19 protein-coding genes and 1 pseudogene are annotated in these 18,269 nt (G+C 67.5%); 14 read left to right on the forward strand and 6 right to left on the reverse strand.

Going from position 1 to position 18,269, the window contains the following annotated elements; translation table 11 throughout:
• Window positions 1–373: 373 nt before the first annotated feature.
• Window positions 374–1,144: a hypothetical protein gene (locus ACFQS1_RS37115; protein WP_378977103.1), complete on the reverse strand. Its 771-nt coding sequence runs from the start codon at window positions 1,142–1,144 to the stop codon at window positions 374–376.
• Between the two features lie 319 nt (window positions 1,145–1,463).
• Between ACFQS1_RS37115 and ACFQS1_RS37120 the strand changes: the two genes are divergently transcribed.
• Entirely contained in the window at window positions 1,464–1,991 is a 528-nt protein-coding gene (locus tag ACFQS1_RS37120; RefSeq protein ID WP_378977105.1) for a hypothetical protein, read from the forward strand.
• The gene (locus ACFQS1_RS37125; protein ID WP_378977107.1) at window positions 1,984–2,829 is read left to right on the forward strand and encodes a TRM11 family SAM-dependent methyltransferase; all 846 of its coding nucleotides are present in this window, start codon (window positions 1,984–1,986) and stop codon (window positions 2,827–2,829) included. Before ACFQS1_RS37120 ends, ACFQS1_RS37125 begins: the two co-directional genes overlap by 8 nt.
• Window positions 2,830–3,576: 747 nt before the next feature.
• On the opposite strand, the gene ACFQS1_RS37130 is transcribed toward ACFQS1_RS37125, so the two are convergent.
• Complete coding sequence (locus ACFQS1_RS37130; protein ID WP_378977109.1) at window positions 3,577–3,699, reverse strand: hypothetical protein; 123 nt, start codon at window positions 3,697–3,699, stop codon at window positions 3,577–3,579.
• Between the two features lie 3 nt (window positions 3,700–3,702).
• Here ACFQS1_RS37130 and ACFQS1_RS37135 point away from each other — a divergent pair.
• From ACFQS1_RS37135 to ACFQS1_RS37165, 7 genes and pseudogenes are all read left to right on the forward strand, one after another.
• A pseudogene (locus tag ACFQS1_RS37135) lies at window positions 3,703–3,834 on the forward strand (sigma factor-like helix-turn-helix DNA-binding protein); the annotation flags it as partial.
• Between the two features lie 73 nt (window positions 3,835–3,907).
• Complete coding sequence (locus ACFQS1_RS37140; protein WP_378977143.1) at window positions 3,908–4,333, forward strand: hypothetical protein; 426 nt, start codon at window positions 3,908–3,910, stop codon at window positions 4,331–4,333.
• On the forward strand, window positions 4,326–4,928 hold the full coding sequence (locus tag ACFQS1_RS37145; RefSeq protein WP_378977111.1) for a hypothetical protein: 603 nt from the start codon (window positions 4,326–4,328) through the stop codon (window positions 4,926–4,928). The genes ACFQS1_RS37140 and ACFQS1_RS37145 overlap by 8 nt, the downstream gene beginning before the upstream one ends.
• A gap of 135 nt (window positions 4,929–5,063) precedes the next feature.
• Window positions 5,064–5,780, forward strand: coding sequence for a diguanylate cyclase domain-containing protein (locus ACFQS1_RS37150; protein WP_378977113.1), 717 nt, complete (start codon window positions 5,064–5,066; stop codon window positions 5,778–5,780).
• Window positions 5,777–6,214 (forward strand): hypothetical protein, encoded by a 438-nt coding sequence (locus ACFQS1_RS37155; RefSeq protein ID WP_378977115.1) that lies wholly within the window; start codon window positions 5,777–5,779, stop codon window positions 6,212–6,214. The genes ACFQS1_RS37150 and ACFQS1_RS37155 overlap by 4 nt, the downstream gene beginning before the upstream one ends.
• The gene (locus ACFQS1_RS37160) at window positions 6,211–7,110 is read left to right on the forward strand and encodes a hypothetical protein (protein ID WP_378977117.1); all 900 of its coding nucleotides are present in this window, start codon (window positions 6,211–6,213) and stop codon (window positions 7,108–7,110) included. Before ACFQS1_RS37155 ends, ACFQS1_RS37160 begins: the two co-directional genes overlap by 4 nt.
• Window positions 7,107–8,384 carry a hypothetical protein gene (locus ACFQS1_RS37165; RefSeq protein WP_378977119.1) on the forward strand — a complete coding sequence of 426 codons (1,278 nt, stop codon included), beginning with the start codon at window positions 7,107–7,109 and terminating at the stop codon, window positions 8,382–8,384. The genes ACFQS1_RS37160 and ACFQS1_RS37165 overlap by 4 nt, the downstream gene beginning before the upstream one ends.
• A gap of 148 nt (window positions 8,385–8,532) precedes the next feature.
• Here the strand turns inward: ACFQS1_RS37165 and ACFQS1_RS37170 are convergent, their stop codons facing one another.
• From ACFQS1_RS37170 to ACFQS1_RS37185, 4 genes are all read right to left on the reverse strand, one after another.
• Window positions 8,533–9,444 carry an aminoglycoside phosphotransferase family protein gene (locus ACFQS1_RS37170; RefSeq protein WP_378977121.1) on the reverse strand — a complete coding sequence of 304 codons (912 nt, stop codon included), beginning with the start codon at window positions 9,442–9,444 and terminating at the stop codon, window positions 8,533–8,535.
• 20 nt (window positions 9,445–9,464) lie between these two features.
• Window positions 9,465–10,946 (reverse strand): hypothetical protein, encoded by a 1,482-nt coding sequence (locus tag ACFQS1_RS37175; RefSeq protein ID WP_378977123.1) that lies wholly within the window; start codon window positions 10,944–10,946, stop codon window positions 9,465–9,467.
• A gap of 131 nt (window positions 10,947–11,077) precedes the next feature.
• Complete coding sequence (locus ACFQS1_RS37180; protein ID WP_378977125.1) at window positions 11,078–11,275, reverse strand: DUF397 domain-containing protein; 198 nt, start codon at window positions 11,273–11,275, stop codon at window positions 11,078–11,080.
• On the reverse strand, window positions 11,268–12,167 hold the full coding sequence (locus ACFQS1_RS37185) for a helix-turn-helix domain-containing protein (RefSeq protein ID WP_378977127.1): 900 nt from the start codon (window positions 12,165–12,167) through the stop codon (window positions 11,268–11,270). Before ACFQS1_RS37185 ends, ACFQS1_RS37180 begins: the two co-directional genes overlap by 8 nt.
• Window positions 12,168–12,548: 381 nt before the next feature.
• Here ACFQS1_RS37185 and ACFQS1_RS37190 point away from each other — a divergent pair, with 381 nt between their 5' ends.
• The 5 genes from ACFQS1_RS37190 to ACFQS1_RS37210 form a co-directional block, all read left to right on the forward strand.
• Window positions 12,549–13,418 carry a GPP34 family phosphoprotein gene (locus tag ACFQS1_RS37190; protein ID WP_378977129.1) on the forward strand — a complete coding sequence of 290 codons (870 nt, stop codon included), beginning with the start codon at window positions 12,549–12,551 and terminating at the stop codon, window positions 13,416–13,418.
• Window positions 13,419–13,570: 152 nt separating this feature from the next.
• Window positions 13,571–14,977, forward strand: coding sequence for an APC family permease (locus tag ACFQS1_RS37195; RefSeq protein ID WP_378977131.1), 1,407 nt, complete (start codon window positions 13,571–13,573; stop codon window positions 14,975–14,977).
• Window positions 14,974–15,588, forward strand: coding sequence for a GNAT family N-acetyltransferase (locus ACFQS1_RS37200; RefSeq protein WP_378977133.1), 615 nt, complete (start codon window positions 14,974–14,976; stop codon window positions 15,586–15,588). Before ACFQS1_RS37195 ends, ACFQS1_RS37200 begins: the two co-directional genes overlap by 4 nt.
• Before the next feature lie 631 nt (window positions 15,589–16,219).
• Window positions 16,220–17,059 (forward strand): SAM-dependent methyltransferase, encoded by an 840-nt coding sequence (locus tag ACFQS1_RS37205; RefSeq protein WP_378977135.1) that lies wholly within the window; start codon window positions 16,220–16,222, stop codon window positions 17,057–17,059.
• 228 nt (window positions 17,060–17,287) lie between these two features.
• The coding region (locus ACFQS1_RS37210) for a radical SAM protein (protein WP_378977137.1) at window positions 17,288–18,269 on the forward strand (982 nt) is incomplete at its 3' end.

Consider the following 18,269-nt stretch of genomic DNA (forward strand, 5'->3'; position numbering starts at 1 on the left):
CGCGGCGCTCCACAGGAGTTCTGCGGGCCGCCGCGGTGAGGACCAGGGCGAAGATCGGTCCGGTGGGGGCGCTCCTCCCTTGCGTGTCGCGAAGGGTTGCGGTGTCAGTGCGCCGCGCCAGCCATGCCGGACCGTCGAGCCTCGCCGCCGGGATGGTCCTCACCGGGCGGGCATGCCGTGGATGACATGCACCGCCCAGATCCGCGCTGTCAGGCCGATCGAACTCGGCGATCTCCTGTCACGCCCTGACAAGATCGGTCACGACTTCACCGCGCCGGCGACCCCGGCCGGACACGAGGGTCGTGAAACACGAAAAGGCCGCACCCGGCGGGAACGCCGGGTGCGGCCTTTCGTGTGACGACAGCCAGATCTCTCAGGCAGCCTCGGCGACGCCGGTAGGGGAACGGAACGAGCCGGAGAGGTCGCCTCGGATGACCGCGGCCGCGACGACTCGTTCGGCGCGACGGCGTCGCATCCGCAAGGCGGTGGCCGGTATGCCTTGCTCGGCGGCGAGCTGCTCGATCAGCGCGTCCCCGAAGCGGGTCGCGCTGATCAGCTCCGCGGCCTCGTCAGTGATCAGGCCCGCGGCGGCGGCCCGCCCGAGCAACAGGTCCGGGTGCCCGTAGGGCATGCGCGGGGTACGGGAACCGCTGGACAGATCCGGCGGAAGTTCCTCGCCCTCGTCGCCCTTGATAACGGTGGCCCCGGCACGCCAAGCCGCCCAGCACATCCGCAGCCACAACCGCGGCCGGTCGAGATCCGTAGTCCGCAACGCGGCCAGGAACCCGGCCAGGACTTCGGAGTCGACATCGTCGGCGAGACGGGGCCGCCCGTAGCTGATCCTCGCGGCGAAGTGGGTCAGTGCCGGCAACGCGACACCGATCGCGCCGACGACCCAGGCCGGCCCCCACTCACGGGCGTGCCGGGCGAGCTGCCGCCACAAGACGTCGGTGGTGTCGCTGTCGTACTCCTCGCACATCACCAGGGTGCGCAGCCGGTCCAACGGCATCGTCATGTTCGGCAGGCCCGGCACAGGCCGGGCGTCGAACACCAGCGGAGCCGGTTCGCAGGTCAGCATCTCGAACGCCTTCTCCGCGCTGGTCAAAGCAGTCTCGGCAGAGCGCGTACGGGTAGTGGTCGCCATGACCGGGGTCCTCTCGGCGGGGAGCGCCTCGCCAGGTGCGAACGCTCCGAGGCACCGATTGGGACAGCCCGGTCTGACACCAGCGGCGATTGTCAGGACGAGGCAGGTCGTGACCGGTCCGGACAGATTCGCGGCCCGGCGACCCCGTCGCTGAATCTGTCAGGTCACGAGGGTGACCAGTCCTGACAGGAATGGGCCGAGTTCGATCGGCCTGACAACCAGGAACTGTGCATCGTCAGTGCGCCCGCCGGTCCGGGGGCCACCAAAGCCCATGACCGAGAGAAAACCGCAGCACGCACCGGTTCCCGTCGGAGACACGGTGTCCGGCGACCCGCCCGTGCCGATCACCGTGTGGCCGGTGCCCGCCCCGGCCGAGGACGAGACCATGTCGCACGCGATGGGTGTGCGGCTGGTCCACAACCTCACCCACCCCACCGACCTGATCATCGACCTCACCGTCGGGCCACAGCTTGCCCGCGCGATCATCGCCGCCCGGCGCCGATCCCACCTTCAGGACACCCGACCGCTCGGCTGGGACTGGCACGAGGCCACCCTGATAGTCACCGGCTGGCCCACCCGCGAGGCCGCCGACCCGGCGGACTTCTTCGACCGCTGCCGCACGAGCCTGGTGCCCGGCGGCTGCGTCGCGGTTCTGCTGGCGCACGGCGACATCGTTCTCCCGGCCGACATCATCGGCGCCGCCAAGCGGTCCGGGCTGGCGTATCTGCAGCACATCGTGGCCACCGACCGGCCGCCCCGGCGGGGCCAGCAGGCCCGGCTCGACATCCATACCGACGTGCTGATCCTGACCCGCAGCACAACGCAGAACGGGGGAAGCAATGGCTGACGGCAGCATGCCGGTGACCTCGGTCTGGCTGACCTGCCAGCAGACCGCCCGCGACCAGCGGCGAGGCCGCTACGTCCCGAAAACCTCCACGCACCCTGGCAAGATGCTTCCGAACCTGGCCGCCCAGGCGATCAGCTCGTTCACCGCGCCCGGGGATCTGGTGTTCGATCCGATGGCCGGCTCCGGCACCACCCTGGTAGAGGCCATGCATCTGGGCCGCGACGCGATCGGCATCGACATCGAGCCCCGTTTCACCGAACTGGCCGCACAGAATATCGCCCTGGCTTCGTCGCAGGGCGCGGCCGGCAGCGGGAAGGTCGTCACCGGGGACGCCACCGGACTGCTCGACCTGGTCCCCGCGTCCGCGGTCGGCCGGGTGGGACTCGTCTTGACCTCACCGCCGTACGGGCGCGGGACTCACGGGCTCGTGCGGGCGGACGGTACCGGGGTACGCAAGCGGGACCACCTGTATGGGGACCGGGAGGTCGGGAACCTCGCCTATGCGGGATGGTCCCGCTTGCTCGACGGGTTCGCCGCGATCCTGGCCGCCTCGTATCAACTGCTGCGTCCCGGCGGGACCGCGGTGATCACCTGCCGGCCGGTACGCCGCCAGCGGGACGATCTGATCGACCTTCCCGGCGAACTGCTCGCGGTCGCCCAGTCAGCAGGGCTGGTCCCGGTCCAAAGGTGCGCGGCGATGCTCGCCGCCGTCCGCGACGGGCAGATCGTGCACCGTGCGAGCATGTTCGGGCTCATGGCCGTCCGCAGAGCTCGCGTGGAAGGCGTCCCCGTGCACCTCATCGCGCACGAGGATGTCCTGGTCCTGCGGCGCTGCTGAAACTCCGCGAGTTCCCGCGAACCCAAGAGCTCGTGCGGCGAGGCCCGGTGTCCGTGCTGTTCAGGTCCTGTTTCCCGCAGTGAAGCCTCGTCACCGTCCACGGCCTGACACGGTGCCCAGGCCGGGCGTTCCGGATCGGGGTCGCGTTGTCCGTGGTGGTAGACCCGGTCGTTGCCTACCGCGTCCAACCTGACAGGCGTGCGGCGGTGCACCCGAAACCTGACAGATGCGACGGGGCCAGAACGGGGAACCTGGCAGGGCCGCGTGGCCGTGTCAGGTACACGCTTCGCTGGCCCGCGCCAGGGTCCCGGTCTCTCCGGTCGCCAGCCGACAGCCGGTGACCGGCTGGCCGACCGCCGCCTCCCTGCGGAGCGGGACTCTGCGGGACCGGCCGCCGCCGAACGAGTCCCGGCGGTGGGTCCCGCTCTGCCTCGGCCGCCCAGCGGGACCCGCCGGCCGCGGGGCGTCCCGTCGAATGGACTTTGCCCGTGTCCCGCGCAGTCGCGCTCGAGCGGGGGGCCTGACAGGACTGCGGGACTGCCCGGCTGACAGGTTCTGCCAGACCGGCCGGCCTGACAGCCCGGCACCGGGACCGGCCGGTCCCCATACGCTGAAGATTCTCTTCTTCTTTGTGTGCCCTCATCCCTCGCCTCGCGCGACGGCATCGCGCCCACCATCACGGTCGGCCGCCGCCGCCAGCCTCGGATCTGGCACCCAAATGCTGACGCCCTCCGCTGACGTGACTGGTCACGCCGCCGCTACGTCCGCGCCGCGTACGCCGTCCGCGACCGCGAGCCCGCCCCCGCCGCCCCGGCCGTCCCGATAGCCGCCGGGCCGCCCGCCCGGGTCGGCCGGATCACCTTTGCCCACGTGATGGCGAGGCTGACCCCCGCCCAGCGGCGCGCGATCCAGCTGCGCTACCTCGACGGCTACCCCCGTGACGCTGCCGCCCGCGCCGTGGACCGCAGCACCGAAGCCGTCCGTGACCTGGAGAGACGCGGCCTGCGGCACCTCCAAGCAGCCCTTACCACTTGCGCCGGACGCGGCATGAATCCCGCTCAAACCAGCGAAAGGCACGATGATGACGCTGTTCTACATCGCCGTCTACCACAACAACGACAGCCGGTTCTTCCCGTACGAGCCCGGCCACACCCTCACCAAGGTCATCTCCCACTGGCGGCACTTCCCCACCGAGACCAGCCCGGAAGAGGTCGCCGACTGGGCCTACCGGGTTTTCAACGACGACCTCGACAACCTGCAGGGCCGCCGGGGATACCCGGACGGCGGCGAGCTGGACTTCCTGCTCGTCTGCACCTACCGGCTGATGAAGCTGCGCTCACTGTCGGCCGGCGACGTCCTCGGCATCACGAGTGAGGAGACCACCGTCTTCCTGGCGTGCGAGTTCAACGGGTGGCGGGCCATCCCGAGTCCGCAGAACCGCACCGGTAAAGGGCTGACCACGGAGGTCATCTACCAGCACCTGCGCGGGAGCGGTCGTGCGTGACCACCCCTGCCACCAGCACCGGCCCGGCCAGCACACCGACCAGTGCCTGACCGGTGACTGCGGCTTCTGCGGCACCAGCCTCAGCGACGTCGCATCCGGCGAATGCCGCGCCTGCCTGCGGATCGTTTGCGAACAATGCGATGCCGGATACCAGACCGACCTCGGCCCGATCTGCCAGCACTGCGCCCCGGCCGCGCCCACCAACCCGGGCACCGAAGAACGCGAGGAGCAGGAGTACCGGCTGTGCGTGTTCGAGTTCGACCTGTCCTGCGGCCACACCGTCACCGTCGCCCTGACCGGCTGGTACCCCGTCACGGTCGCCTGCTGCGACCGGCTCGGCGGCACCATCCTGCGCGGCGACTACGTCCCGTTCGCCTCCGACATCGACTACGTCAGAGGCGTGGCTGAGCGCTACGAGCTGCGGCCCAAGGGAACCCCGCCCGGCTCAACGCAGGTGATCGGCCGGCGGCCCCGCACCGACGAGCCCCACCCGCCCTACCTTCCCGGTCTGAGGGGCACCGCCGGACGGTACCCGGAGCGTGTCGGCGCCACCTGGAATCTCGACGGCTCGACCGCGAAGCCCGAGACCACCTGACCCGGGCCGCCATCCACGGCGTCACAAAGCACACAAACGGCTCGCCAACAGGCGGGCCGTCGTCGTATCAGGAACCCGGGACGCCTCGCCTAGACAACGTGCGTCCCGGGTTTCTCCATGCAATGGAGGAACCCAGTGTTCACCACACCCCTCGTGATCGCCACTCTTGTGGCGGCCACACTCGGAGCTGCCGTCGGCTTCCTGACCAGCCGTCGGAAGACCAGGGCGACCATCGCCCGGCTGCGCGACGAGCTAGCCGACACGATGTGGCAGCTCAACCACGACCCGCTGACCGGCCTGCACAACCGTACCGGCCTGCGCACCATCCACACCGCCGTCGCCGCGTCCGCCGAGCACCGGCAGATCGTCGCCGTCCTCATCGACCTCGACCTGTTCAAAGAGGTCAACGACACGTTCGGCCACGACGCCGGAGACGACCTGCTCAAGGCGACCGGCAGCCGGGTCGCGCGACTCGCCGCTCTCTACAGCGGGAAGGCCGCGCGACTGTCCGGCGACGAATTCGCCGTCATCGCGCCGCTAGACACAGCCCGGCTCGACCACATGGCCCTGTTGTTCACCAGCGTCATCGCCGAACCCGTCAAGGTTCGCACCGACAAAGGGCCGGTCGCCGTCACGATCACCGCGAGCCTCGGCATCGCCGTCGCCTCCAGCACCGACCTACTCGAAGGCGTCGCCCTGCACCACGCCGACACCGCCATGTACCACGCCAAGCAGCAAGGCGGGAACAGGCACGTCCTCCACCGGCCCGGCATGACGATGCCCGGCCACCCGACCCGCCGCGGACCCCGCCTCCGCGACCGGCGCCGCACCCAGAACGGGAGCGGAGCATGAACCTCACCGCCATCACGGCCTGGGCCACCTGCCGCAAAGTCCTCACCGAGCACCGGTACAGGGGGCAGGTCGAATACCGTCACCCCGTCGTCGAAGCGGCGCACGAGGTGGTCACCGTCGACGCCGGTCAGGTCCAGCGGCCCTTCGACCAATACCTCAGCCGCACCGAAGAGCTACCGGTCTGGAACTACCGGACCGGGCTCATCCAGCCGCTTCTTGCGCTCGACGCCGGTGCCCTCCGGACCTACAACGACCAATGGCAGGTCTGCTACCGGCGCGCCCAGCACATCGCAACCGAAGACATCGCAGACCTTCCGACCCTCTACACACCGGACATGTGGATGCCGCACCACGCCGGACGGCACGGCCCCCGCCACCGCGACCAGCATCCGACCGGCCGCGACCTCCCCGACGCCGGCGAGGTGACCGAATGAGCACAACTATCCAGTGCGGCGCCGCAACGATCGAGATCCTGCACGCCGGGCCGAACGGCCCCGTACCCGGTCAGGTCACGGTTCGTATCAACGGCAACGAGTTGACCGGCCGTCCGGACCAACTCGCCGAACTCGGGCGCTTGCTCTACCACGAACTCGGCAATGTCACACTGCCGGGCAACACGTGGCAGATCCTCGCCGTCGGCGACGCCCTCACCGGCCTCGCCTTCTACGGGCCGTTTCCTGCAGACGACCCCGGCGAACGCGCATTCGCCCGGATCCGCAGGCTGGAGATCGACGAGCTGCCGTACGTCCAAGCCGACCTGCACTCGCTGGACGAACTCACACCCATAGAACCCGACCCCGACCTGGCGACCGGCGCCATTCCGCCGACCGCCGACATCACCGCCCCCGGCGTAGGAACGCTCGAAGCCGAGACGACTTACATCGTGATAGTCGCCAACGGGGCGCCGGCGAGCGCCTACGCGATGATCGGCCGAGAACTCGTCGAAGCGTACGAGTTCCACGATGACGGCACGCCGGACTGGTCGACCGGCAGCATCTGCGATCCGAACCGTGGCGACGCGGACTTCTACTTCCCGGCCACGGCGCTGTTGCGTCACCTGACCGGGCGGGATCTCTCCAACCCGCTGACCTGGGACCACACCATCCGTGCCGAGCTTGACGCCGCGTTCGACAAATTCGGCAAGGCCCGGCTGCTCGCCGAGTGGTCTCATGACGCGGATTCCGACGGTTACCGGTCCGTTGTCTGGCAACAGAACGGCACCGTCAAGACCGTACTGCTGGTCAACCCCGGCCAGGCGAGGGCATTCATCGACGGCATCCAGGCTGCCGTCAACGCCCGCGCCCTACACCACCGGGGCGTGACCGAATGATCCAGCCGCACCCTGAAATGGCCTGCGCCAACTGTCTGTCTCCGCTCAACACCCTGGGCGACAGGTACATCCACCCCACCGGCTTCCGCCCCAACCACAGGCACCAACCCGAGCCTGTCCCGGTAACCAGCCTCGACACCGTGCGCCGCACCTGCGACTTCTGCAGCGACCCCCACCCCGTCTGGACCCTCACGGGCGGCGCCCTCACCGCCGTCATCACTGCCGCCGACGGCGGACTCATCCAGAACTTCGGCGACCGATGGGCCACTTGCGCGGCCTGCTACGAAGACATCGTCCAACACCGACTCGACCGCATCACCCAGCGCGCCCTCCGAGCGCTGCCGACAGTCGAGGCCGGCGCCCGATCCAGGCTCGCCCAGCTGCACCACAGCTTCCTCACCGGACTACAGCCCGGCCGAACACTGATCACCACCACCGCCTGGCCCCGTACCACGATCACCGCCCGCGACCTGCCCAGGATCCGCGACCGGCTGCTCCGCCTCCTGCGCGGCACGATCGCCCTGCCCGCACATCTCAACATCGACCGACCTGAACTCGTCGGCCAGCTAGAACAAAGTCGCCTCTACTGGGTCGATCCCACCTTCACCAACCTCGCCACCGCTGCCGCACCAAGCCTGCCCTGCACCGCGCTGCACCCCAGCCTGATCCCCGGCGATGCCAGCATCCTCGCCTGGGCTGAACCCGTCGGCCACACCGCCGCGATCACCTGGTCCACCCACGACACCAGAGTCAACCTCGTCCGATACCGGGCCATCGGCAGCGGCCTCGAACAGCACCTCCAGCAACACGTACGCGAAGACATCGGCTGGCTCGCGCCCATATCCACCCACACCCTGCCGCTCGACGCCGAGATCAACCCGCAAGACCACGCCGGCATAGCCGTCGCCCTCGCGACATGGCTGCTGATGGGGCAGCAAGCCACCGAAAGCCCAGCCGCCGAACTCGACAGACCCACCCGCAAGCGATACGCCCGCAGCAACCGTCCGCTACCCGACGTCCGGCTCGTCCGTCTCCGCACCGCCGGCCAAGCACCGCCAGAAGGCCAACCACATTCGCAACCCGCTGACCGCGCCACCCCAGTTGAGCGAGTCTGGGTCACCGGACACTGGCGTGCCCAGCCCTACGGACCCGGCCGCACCCTGCGCCGCCCGGTCTACATCCACCCACACCTACGCGGCCCCGACGATGCACCGATCAAGCTCAGCACCACCGTCCGCGTACTCGCCAACCCACCCGCGAAGACGAAACACTAACGAGTAGGACCCGAACGGGGTGCGGGCGAGCCCAGCGCTCTACCGCACCCCGTCTTATCAGAACCGCGAGTCAGAGATCCGCCGCCGATCCGCGCGACCATCGTGGCCTCGGGATCGCATGGGCAGGGTGGAAGTTCCCAATAGGCGCTCAGCGTGGCAGGTCACCGAAGGCCGTCCATCTTACGTTTGCGTCACCGCTGCGGACCGAGTCGAGGCGTAGCCGGAATTCGTCGGCAACGCCTGGGGCGGAGGCGAGCAACGGAACTCCGCCAGCAATCATCTTGAGATCGCGTGCCTCACGAAGCAAGGGCCAGGCGGGGTCGGCGGTGACGTCATAGCCGTAGGCAGCGGCCAGTTTCGTGTGACCTCCGGTTGGGCCGAAGCGCGCCTCGTTCGCTGGCGGCGGGACCAGGTCTACTTGGAACGGGCCAATGCACGTGGCGTCGAAGTCGCACAGCAAGACTCGGCCGCCGTCATCCCGGAGGAGGTTGCCCTCGTGCGCGTCGCCGTGCAGGAGGCCGGGCTTTGCGACGGCGACGAAGGCATCCAGACGAGGCTGTAGTCGATCGCACCAGGCGAGTAGATAGGCGCGATCGGCGTTGCTTAACGCTTCGGCGTCCGAGATGCGGGTGCGGGCATCTCCTATCGGATCCCATCGCGGCAGCTCAAACGGCGGAGGATCGAGGCGGTGGAATACCCGCAGGGCGATGCCGAGATCGGTCGCGTCTGGGTGTGGTGGGTTCGGGCGTACGTACTCCCAAACGGTGGCCAGGAGGGGGCCGTCAGCGATCGGTTGCTCAGTCGTGTCGGCGAGCCGGATTGTGGGAGCGTCAACGGTTGGGAACCAGGCACCTAGTTTCGCCACCTTGTGGACGCGGGCATGCAGCCGGTGGGAACGGGTGATGCGGACGACTAGGCCAGCCGACGGCAGAGCGAAAACAGCGTTGTTGGTAAGCCGAAGCAACTGGGCGTCGGTGGCATCGACATGCAGACGCTGGGCGATGCGGTCCAAGGTTTCCCGCATTGCTCGCTCGGTGAACCTGCCCGCGTCGATGGTCATGTGCTGGTGCTCCTGAGCGGTCAGACAGTGGCTGGTAGCGAGTGGATGAAGTCCGCCACGTCGCTGTGGTGGAGGTGGTCGGCCGCGTCGCGGCGTAGATTGGCGAGTCTTTCGACGACGCGTTTGGAGGTCACGGTGTTGGCCAACTCTTGGGCGGCGTGGCCTGCCTGGAGTGCGAGATCGGGGGCGTCGGCGAGGAAGTAGGCGCTGCACAGGCCCACCTGGTTGAGCAGGGTACTGCGCACGTTCTGTGTCCCAAAGGAGGAGATCGCTTCGGCGACCCAGCGGACGGCGTCATCGCCGTGCCTTCGCTCCGCCCGTGCCATGTCGCGATACACCCGCCCGTACTGGGCAAGCAACTCGCCTTCGTCGAGAAAGTCCAACCATTCGGGTTCCTTGCTCGGATCGACGGCGGCGAACGCGTCACTGGACTGGCCCAGAGCGCGTTTGGCACGCTCGGCGTCGCCGAGCGCCGCGTGAGAGGCAGCTTCTGCGCCGCGCAACACGGCGAGCACACCAGGCGTCGGGTCGAGTTGGTGATGAGCCAGACGGAGAGTGTGGAGGGCGTCCCGGTTCTGTCGTAGATGCTGCAACTGCTTGGCTTGGCCATAGCGCACGTGAGCGAGCAGCCGCCGATTACCTGACTCCATGGCATACCGTTCCGCGGCCATGAAATGCCGTTGTGCGTCGGTGTGCCGGGTGGCATCAAACGCGGTCCACGCAGCTAGGTATCGGGCATTTGCCAGGACGGTAAAAAGCTCGGGGAGTAGCGCGTCTGGAACGATGTGGTCGAGCAGTCCTGACGCTGATTGCGCGATCTGGTCGACATCGTCGACCAATACGCCACCGCCGAACTCGGAGTCCATCGACCTATAGAGCGAGATGATCGCGCTCACCTGCGACAGATCGTTTCGGCCGATCTGCCGGCGGGGGCCTGTATCGGAACCGCGCAGTCCGAACGCGGCGGCCACGGTGGCCATGCCGAGCAGCAGCATCGACTGGCGTCGTGTAGCCAGAACTGGAGAGTCGTCCGCGTCCAAGCTGGGCGCAGGCACCGCAGCGAGCGCGGCGGTGCGCATAGGCTCCGTTGGATCGGGCCACCGCGCGCCGAGGTGCGTGACCGTTTCGCCCGTGACCGCCGCGCGCGCTGTGTCGTACGCCTGGTCGTGCAGCTTGGGCTTTCCCGTGCGCCGACGCTCGGGGGTGAAACCAAGTTCGGCGTCGGTCTCGACACGCAGCGCATACCGGAAGGCGGCCCGATATTGCCTGGTGGGCCACCTGTGCCTACCGGACTCGTAACTGGACACGAAGCGATGATCAAGGATCGTCGGTTTGCGTGAGCGTCTGCCCTCCTGATGGTCTTTCTGATATTGCGCCCACAGGAAGGCGTTCATCTCGTCAGCAACGTTCTGCGGCGTCCACGTTTCCCCGCTGGCTGACGTGAGACGTAGCCGAGCGTCGATCAGCTTCTGATTTTTCTGCCTGCTCGACGGTCTGGCCATCAACTCAGTCCTTCCGGCTGACTGGGCGTCTGTTCTGGGGTGTCGCGCAGGGCGGGCCCGCGCGACCCCCCAAGGATCTCAACGGGCCAACGCGTTCACAAGATGTCGCCCGTGTACGTGTTGGGTTCACTTCACCTATCGAATTCGCCGTCGCGGACCCCGCCCGTGAACGCGTTCCATTCCGCTGGGGTGAATACGAGAATGGCTCCATCGCGGTTCTTGGAGTCGCGGACACCGACACTTCCATCGGCCGCGAAGGACACTTCGACGCAGTTGTCACCTCCGCTGCTGCGAGCGGACTTGCGCCACGTCACAAACTTGCTATACACAGTCCAGTTCCTCTACTTGTTCGGGCATTTCATGGGGCATTGTCTGCGCCAAGGCGGCGAGGAAGTCAAGGCTGTCCGTAGGTGATAGCGCCGCGTCTCGCAGGCGCTGGTAGAGCGCGAGATACGGCCGCACCTCGTCGCCGCCGACGAATACCTGATCGGTGGTGTTGGAGTCGACGGCAACCACGATCGAGTCACCGGGGTCGGGATATCGGTATATGGAAAATGCGGACCGAGGGACGGCGTACCCTCGGATCCGAGCCAGCATGGGCAGTATCCGAATATCGATGCGGTCGTGGTTGTGGCCCAGATCCACGAGGTGGTCGAGCTGGGAGGCCACCACCCGCACCGGTGCGGCAGGACGCCGGAGGGCAAGTTCGTCGATCACGACCTCGTAGGCCGGACCGTCGCGTTGATCGAGCAGGAGTTGCCGGGTGCGGCGAGCTTCGACGACGCGTTCGGTATCGAAGCTCACCTCGTAGATCTCCCGGTCCGCCGCTATCCGGGCGCGCGTGTAGGACTCGGTCTGTGTGAGGCCCGGCACGAAGTTCAGCTGATACTCATGGATCGTCGCCGTGCCCCATTCCAGGCCTGCGGTCATGGCTTGGCGTAGCCCCATCTCCTCGGCATGCGGCTCCCACCAGCCACGCTCTTGCGCGTCGCGGGTGATTCCGACGAGAAGGCTCCGGTAGTCCTTGTCGACGTTGAACTGGTTAAGGACTCGCAGGATCTCCTCCACGTTGGGGCGGACTCGGCAGCGCATGATCCGACTGATCCGCTGCTTGCTCAGCCCGGTCGCTGCCGCCAACCGCTCCGCTGTCCAACCGTGGTCTCTTAGGAGTTTGGCGAGCTCGTCAGACAGCCGCCGCTGGCGTACGTATGGGCTCGACATACAGGTGCACCCCCACGGGACCATCGCCGGCTGGCGACGGCCTCGCTACCCGGCTGCGATCAGAGGGTAAACCCGGCAACGCGCCCTCCCGGGAGGCCAATTCACCACTCGAACGAATAAGGGCCAGCTCAGCGGTCGTTGATGCGCTAACTCACCACCGTAACTTCGCACCTAACTAGGACTTACGACCACCCCATCGGTTGCGTGAGGGTGGAAACACAACACGTCACGCGTCAATGACTTCCCGATATAGCATCCGGCGCTGTCGTGTCGGGCCGCGACCTCGCGATTCTCACTGCACCGCGCAGGCAATGGCGAGATGAACAGCTCCACCGAACTCCCCATAACATAGACGACAACCGATTGATATGGAGACTTCTCATGCAGCCATCCCGGCCGTCGAGAATCGCCGATCAGTTTTGGCTTGCGGCGCACGACAGTGGAGACGGCCGGCCGTGTATCGGTGAACGGCCTCTCGGTGTCGGGTTGGCGGCGGCGCTGTTCGCCGAACTGATTAGCGGAGGGTTCCTCCTTCTTCGGGACGGCCAGCTGGTCCGCACGGCACAGCAGGAACCGTCCGACCATCTGGCGCTGGGCGCGCTGTTGACCAAGATGGCCGAGGAAGAATACGAGCAGCAGAACCAGAGTTCACCAGGTCTGATCCGCGCCACGGTGCGTGTGCAAGCGACCTCCGGCGTAGCCCTGCGGGATACCGATGGCCAGCGCAGGCCGTTGCGGGGCGCCGATGGCCGGGGCTGTCCGAGTCTGGCAGGTGACCATCGGGAGTTGCCTTCGCCGCCTGCTCAGGACTACACGCCACCTGTCGGGGAGGCAGGTCAGCATCGGCAGCGGCCTGGACACCCCGTGGGCAAATGGATTTCGTACTTGAAATACCGCCGCGCCGAGGATCTGATGACGGCCCGGCTCGCGCGAAGCGGTCTCGCCAGACGGGAGCAGCGGCGCGGCCTCTTCGGCGCGAAAGTGCGGTACGTGCCGTGGGACTCGAACGTGGCCGGCACGCCGGCGATCTCGATCATCACGACACTGCGCCATGGGGAACGGCTGGAGCCGTCTCAGCTGATTCTCGTCGGTCTCTTCCTGGCTACGGGCCTTGACCAGCACGCGCTGGCCACCCTGACCTCGGACGAGCGGCTGGTGCTGGAACGGGAACTGTTCCGCGGCCTGAGTCCGATGTTCTGCGAGTTGTTGCGGGCTGCGGAGATCGCCGTCGGCAGCGCGGCCATCCGTTAGGCGCCAGGCAGCACAGCACCCCTCACCCTTTTCGTAGGAGGAAGTCCACGGTGTCCGCAACATCCCTTCAGGCCACTGGTTCCAGTGTGTCGAGTCAGCTGGCGCGTGACCGGCTCGGCCCTTTCGCAATCGGCTCGACGATCGCCTCGTCGGTGGCGCCGCTGACCGTCGTCGCGCTAGTGGTCAGCAGCGCCCTCGCAACGACCGGTCTGACCGGTGTCCCGATCGCGATCGTCGTGGTCGCCGCGATCCTGATGTTGTTCGTGGTCGGCTATCTGGCGATGGCCCGGCACATTCCCAATGCCGGTGCGTTCTACGCCTACGTCGCCCACGGCCTCGGCCGGCCGTTCGGCGTCGGTACCGCCTGGGTCGCCCTGGCCACGTATACCGCCTTTCAGCTGTGCTGTTATGGCGGCTTCAGCGCCGCGATCGCCGCACCGCTGGCCAGGCAATACCTCGACCTCGACCTGCCCTGGTACGTGCTGGCGTTCGCCGCTTTGATCATCGTCGGGTTCCTCGCCGCCAACGAGGTCAAGATGTCGGAGAGAGTCCTGGTCGTTCTGGTCCTCGCCGAGACGATCCTGGTCCTGGCCTACACCATCGCGATCATGCTCATCCCTGGCTTCGCCTTCGACTTCGCCGCCCTGTCGATCAGCAACCTGGTAGGGCCGGGTGCAGCCGCGGGCACCCTCGTAGTGATCGGCATGACCGCGTTCGCCGGGGTCGAGCAGTCGGCCGTCTACATCGAGGAGTCGAAAAACCCTAAGCGGACCATCCCGGTTGCCACCTACACAACGATCTTCACCATCGGCCTGCTGTACGTGTTGTCGTCCTGGGTGCAGATATCCGCCGGCGGGCCGGCGATCATCGAACGGGCCGGACGCGAAGGCCCGGACCTGTTCTTCAACCTGGCCGCCGTGACACTGGGTCAGGCTGTCCTGGTCGTCGGGACGGTGCTGCTCGGCACCAGCTTGTTCGCGGCGATGCTCGCGTTCGGCAACGCGGTCGCCCGCTATATTTACGCGCTGGGCCGCGAAGGCGTGCTACCGCGGCTGTTCGGCCGGGCCACGCGCAAGGGTGCCCCTCGCAACGCGGCCCTCGCGCAGACGGCAGTCGCCTTCGGCGTGCTCACGTTGTACGCAATCGCGGGCTGGGACCCGCTAGTTCAGCTGTTCTACTGGGGATCCACCTCTGGCGGCCTCGGAGTATTGCTGCTAATCACCGCGACGAGTATGGCCGTCATCTGCTACTTCGCCCGCGGCTCGCACGGTGAATCGCTGTGGCGACGGCTCATCGCCCCGGTCCTGGCCAGCGTGGTCCTGTTGTTCGTCTCCTACCTCGCGATCGACAACCTGGCCACCTTGTTCGGCGTCCACCCCGGCACCGGCCCCGCCCGGATCGTCCCCATCGCAGTTCTGGTGATCTTCTCCGGCGGAGTGGTCTGGGGGCTGATCCTTCGCACTATCCGGCCAGCCGTCTACCAGGGCATCGGTCGCGGCACACACAGCGACGCCACCTCCAGCCTGTCCACCATCCTTGCGGAAAGGACCGCCCGATGACCATCTTCACGTTGCCCAGGCTGCGCATCGCCGGCGAAGCCGACATCGACCTGATCGCCGACCTGGTCGCCGACTCATTCGACCACCTCGAGGTCATCCACTGGCTGGTACCGGACCCGGACCGGCGACGGCAGGTAGCACGGGACTGGTACCGGGCATACGCCGAGCACGCGATCCGCGGCGCCGGCCAGGTGGTGCTCACCGACGACCACACGGCGTGCGCGGTGTGGTTCGACCGCACCGTCCCTGCCAGCGAGCCCGAGAACTACGCACAACGCCTGGCCACGCTCGCCGGAAAGCACCTGGACCGGTTCCAGCACCTCGACGCCCAAATGGACAACCACCACCCGACCGATGCGCACTGGCACCTGTTGTTCCTCGCCGTCCGTCCCGGTCAGTGGGGCCAGGGCATCGGCAGCCACCTGATGAACCACACCCACAAGCAACTCGACGCCCAGGGCATCCCCGCCTACCTGGAAGCCACCAACAACGACAACGCGCGGCTCTACGGCCGACACCGCTACACCAACCTCGTGCCGTTCAACCTTCCCATCGCAGACGACATATCCCTGTACCGAATGTGGCGCGCCCCGCAACCGGCCGCCGCATGAATCAGGCCGCCGGCCGATGCCGAGGTGGTGTGCCGTAGCCCAGTCGCCCCCGATGCAGGGCCACGGCACACCACCTCACCCTCAATTCCAGCATCGACGAGAAAGCGCACACACCGATGATGATCATCACGCCGAGCAGCGAAGGCGGGTATCACGATGGCCGTCGTCAGCCCGCCGCGCGTCGGCGTCGACCGGCCACTTCCGCGATCGCAAGCGCGGTGGCCGGGTAGGGGGTGGCACCGCCTTGCCGCCCCAGCCGCCGGGTGCGCGACCGTGCTTCGCGGGAACGGTTCGCGCACCCGGCGGCCAGCACTCCACGGTTTCTGTCGTAGGCATGCGTCGCTTTCAGGTGTGAGGGGCGGCGGTCACTGCCTGCGAGGCCGCCGCCGTACCGGTCGCCCACGCTTTCGCCAGCCGGCCACCGCCACGGGCAAAGCAACCGTGGTGGCCGGCATGGGGCGGTTACCGCTCTGCCGTCCCGCCCGCCGGGTGCGCGACCACAAGGCGTGGCCGCGGATCGCGCCCGGCACTCGAGCCCGTCTCCGCCGAGCGTCCCGCGTGGCACCACCACCCGTCGGTGGCCCTTGGCCATCCTCCGCCGCGCCCTCGTTCGAGGAAAGGACATTCCGCAATGACCAGCATCGATGCGTTGCGGCTCGACACGTCGGTGCCGCATCCGGCCCGCCGGTACAACTACTGGCTCGGCGGCAAGGACAACTTCGAGGCCGACCGGGCCTCGGGCGACGCCATCGCGCAGCGGTGGCCGGACATCGTCACGGCCGTACGGGAGAACCGGCTGTTCCTGCGGCGGGCGGTGCGCTACGCGGTTCAGCGTGTGGGGGTGCGGCAGTTCCTGGACATCGGTACCGGGCTGCCCACCGCAGACAACACCCACGAGGTGGCCCAGGCGATTGATCCGTCGTGCCGGATCGTCTACGTCGACAACGACCCGCTTGTGCTCACCCACGCTCGCGCCCTGCTGACCAGCACCCCGCAGGGCCGGTGCGCGTACCTGGAGGGCGACGTGCGTGAGCCGGAGACGATCCTCGGCAACCCGGTCTTGCGGGAGACGTTGGATCTGGGTCAGCCGGTGGCGTTGATGCTCGTCGCGGTCATGCATTTCGTGTCCGAAGCCGACGACCCGTTTCGGGCGGTGGCCACCCTGCTCGATGGGTTGCCGTCGGGAAGCCTGCTGGTGCTCTCGCACGGCAGCTACGACCTGATCCCCGTCGAATGCGCCGTGCGGCTGATCCACGATGACTATCCCGGCAAGGATGGCTTCTACGCTCGCACGCGGGCCGAGGTCAGCGCCTTCTTCGACGGCCTGGACCTGCTTGGCGAGTCCCAGCCCGGAGGCGGGAGGTCGCGACGGCCTGGGTTGATCAGCGAATGGCGCCGTAGCCCGCAATACGGGAGTGCGCCGCTTCGCTCAGCGGTGTCCACGTGGGGTGGTTTGGGGCGCAAACCATGATTCCTTCAGGCGTCGAGCTGGCGTGGTGGTTCGCTGCATTGATCGCGAGGTGAGCGGACTACGTGATGACGCGGCTCTCGACTTCAGCGGGTGTGTGGACGGGTGCTTGTCCCGTGCCTGGTGTTTCTGCCGTCGCGCGCCTGCCACCGGTTGGGGCCGTTCTCGGATGTGACTCACACGATCGTTTCGGCCGGATTGTCCATGCGCGCACACAGGGAGACCACGATCATGACCATGTTGGGTATGCCCGCCGTTCCCGCCTCACGCACCCCGCAGACGGGCGGGGCTGTGAGCTTTACCGCCGGACACCACTTCGCCGTGTCCGGCATGGCCAGCGTTGAGGAGCTGGCCGACGCGGCGACGGTGCCCCTGTCGGTCATTCTTCAGATCACGAAGCGGTGCAATTTCGATTGCTCGTTCTGCTCGGAGACGTTGCAGCTGCCGGACCCGTCCTTGGCGGAGTTGGACACGATCCGCGGCAACCTCGCCGGCGTCGGGCGGGTGTTCCTGTCCGGTGGCGAACCGTTGCTGCGCAAGGACTTCGGGGACGTCGTGGACATGTACGCCGGGGGCTTCATCCTCGGGATCCCGACCAACGCGACCCGAGGTCTGCGGCATGCGAAGTCGATGATCGGGAAGGTGTCGTTCGTCAATGTCGGGTTGGAAGGGCCACGCGCCACGACCAACCGGGTTCGCGGCGACTACGACCAGGTGATGTCAGGAATTCGGGCGTTTCAGGATGCCGGGTTGCCGCTGTCGCTCTCGGCGGTGGTGTACCGGTCAACTCTGGCCGCGTTGCCGTTCACGTACCAGATCGCGGACGTGATCGGCGCGGGCAAGTTGAAGCTGATCCTGCCATTGCGTAAGGGCAACGCGCTCGGGCTGGCGGAAAACGAGTTCATCACCGTGGACGAGGCCGGGCAGACCTTCGATCGGCTGATTGAGGCGCGGTCGGTGCACGACTGGCGGCCGGCGCTGCGCATGACCTGCTGGACCCCGCAGACCGAAGGGCACATGATCCTGGTGGAGGTGACCGGCAAGGCCAGCGCGTGGCCGGTGTACGACGCCCCGGACCTGCTGGAACAGGGTCATTGCGTTCTCGGGTTTCCGCTGGTGATGGTGGTGATGAGGTCGTGTGGGCGGTGGCTTGCCCGGCGGGTGGCGCGGGCGATGTTGGTTTCTCCGCGGGAGCGGTGGAATCCGATCGCGG

Source organism: Paractinoplanes rhizophilus (assembly GCF_042664765.1).
GTDB classification, from domain to species: Bacteria; Actinomycetota; Actinomycetes; order Mycobacteriales; family Micromonosporaceae; genus Actinoplanes; species Actinoplanes rhizophilus.